The following is a 2,441-nucleotide window of genomic DNA, read 5'->3' as shown; positions in this document are numbered from 1 at the left end:
CCACTAAGATAAATTCTAGTTCTGTGTTCTCCATCATACTTATACTGATGTGCAGCTCTAGCTCCATCTAGTTTTACATAATATTTTCCAGGATTTAGATATAACAATTCAAGTCCTACTGCATCCATAAAATAATGATCATCTATATAGTTATCACTATTTTCATACCAAGAATATCCTATATCATAAAAAGGTGTAATATAAAATCCTGGCAAAGGGGTTTCATATCTTATTCCAAAACTAGCTTTTACAGCATTATCTGCACTACCTTCTCCTTCTAAATAAGCTCTTACCCCATAAGGACCACCTATAGAAGCAGTTTCACTACTATCTAGTATTGATCCTCCTATAGATTTTTGATAGCTAAAACTAAACAAATGGGTAAGTTTTTCGTGTAGATAATACTCATTATTAACATCTAGATTTATTTTTCCAAAATGACCCAATTCAGGTCCTGCTAAAGTTATACTACCTCCATCATCATCTACATTTCCATAAAACACATTAAAAGTATAGCTAAAAGAGTTATTTGGAATTCCTCTATAAGTTCCTTGTGTTCCAACATTACCCACAACACTGTATTTTTTAAAACCCAAACTACCATCAAAATAATAATCTTGTAGTTGTTTATGTGTAATTCCAAAGATTAAATATGATGAGGCTTCGTGTGTTAAGAATATAGGATAAGAAAAATTAACTCCTATATTTAAAGAAGTTCCATAAGCACCTAAACCTTCATATCTTTCCCCTGCAAGTATATAAGAACCTTTAGAGATAGTTGGAGAAATTTTTAAGTCCCCTAAAAAAGTATTATAAGTTGCTCCAAAATTAATTTGTTGTTCATCACTATTTTGTAGATAAAAATTATAATTATCTCCTTGTTTAAAGAGATTGTTAAAGCTAGCACTTACCCCTGCATGATACTTACCAGTTGATTTGGTTCCATAATTATCTGCATATATCAAAAAACTAGCTGGGTCATCTTTTTCTATTTCAACAATAATATCACTTTGGCCATATTCAGTTCCAGATTGTAAAGTTGCTGATGTTTTTATACCATACATCTCATTAATTCTAAAAATAGCATCTTCAAGCTTTTTGGTAGTTATAATTTTTCCTTTTAAGCTTTCATTTAACTTACTATTTACAGCATAAGATGAAATTAAAGATTCTTCATCTTTTATGATAAATTTCCCTAAAGTGCCAAATGCAATATTTACCTGAACTACCTGATTGCTCAAATCTTGTGGTGGTATATAAGCAACAGTTGATGGATAACCACTAACTTGACACATATAAGAAATGATATTTGTGATATCTTTTAAATTTTGAAGATTAAGTTCTTGTTTTTTATAACCTTCTAGAACTTGTAAAATATCTGCCTTATTAATTTTTAATTTTTCAAAAGTCTCACCTTCATTATCTATATGCAAAATAAAATCTTTAATATAGCTAACATTTTCTTGAGATTGACTTTGTGGTTTTATTTCTTTTTCTTGTTTATACTCTATAGCTTGATCTTTGTTTTTTAAGCTATTGCTTAAATTTTTAACTTGAGGATTAGATGAATGAGGAGATAATTCTATCATTTTTCTAACTTTTGTTTCATCAGATTCAGCCCATAATAAAGTTTGGGCTGTGATTAAACTTATAAAAAATATCTTTTTATTCATACTCTTATCTCTTTCTTGTAATACACACATTCATAGTTTTAGATTCATCGCTTACTATACAACGAATTCCACCCGCATCTGCACTAGCTTCGCCTATTTCTGCTTCTTCTTTTTCTTCTTTCTCTTCATCTTCAAAATAAGCAATTTTTACCAAGTTATGATCAGGTTTTGGGATATTAGGTTTAACTTCTGGTTCAGTTGGATCTTCACCGCCTCCTCCTTTTCCAGGCTCATCAAATGTTGGTAATAATCCTTTAATAGGTAAATTAACACTACCTAAAATTTCATATGAACCGCTATATCCATTATATCCTCCAACTTCTTTAATGTCATTTTTAACAAAAACATTATCTTTTAAATTATCATAAGAACCCATTAAGTTAGAGTATAGTTGATCAAGTGCTTTAATATCAGCTAAGATAGAATCATAAGTTGATTGTAAATTATCTGTTATACCTTGCTCATTAAGTTTGTTATATTCGTTAATTCTTTCTATCAAATCAGCTAAAGTTTTTTTATAAGCACTATAAGCATTATTAAATTCATCTTGAGCAACTTTTACTTCTTTTTCTTTTTGTTTTTTTATAGTCTCTTTGTTTGTATAAACTTCATAAACTGCTTTAAATTTATTATAAGAATCTGAACTGTCATCTTTCCAAAGTTTAAAGAATTCATCCCCTATAGCGCCATCAGCAAAAAATGTATTTAAAAAATCAACACTTTGATCAATTTCATTGTTTTCATTTCCGCCTACAATTTTCCATTTAC

General features: G+C 29.2%; 2 protein-coding genes. Both read right to left on the bottom strand.

Going from position 1 to position 2,441, the window contains the following annotated elements; all coding sequences use genetic code 11:
* Positions 1-1,673 (bottom strand): ShlB/FhaC/HecB family hemolysin secretion/activation protein (locus L8T90_RS07750; protein WP_263737162.1); only part of this gene is annotated, 1,673 nt, incomplete at its 3' end.
* Between the two features lie 4 nt (positions 1,674-1,677).
* A partial coding sequence (locus L8T90_RS07745) for a toxic anion resistance protein (protein WP_263737161.1) occupies positions 1,678-2,441 on the bottom strand: 764 nt, incomplete at its 5' end.

This window comes from Campylobacter sp. RKI_CA19_01121 (assembly GCF_025771295.1).
GTDB lineage: Bacteria > Campylobacterota > Campylobacteria > Campylobacterales > Campylobacteraceae > Campylobacter_D.
Note: the sequence above shows the minus strand (reverse complement) of the source record. Positions and strands in the feature narration are given on the sequence as shown.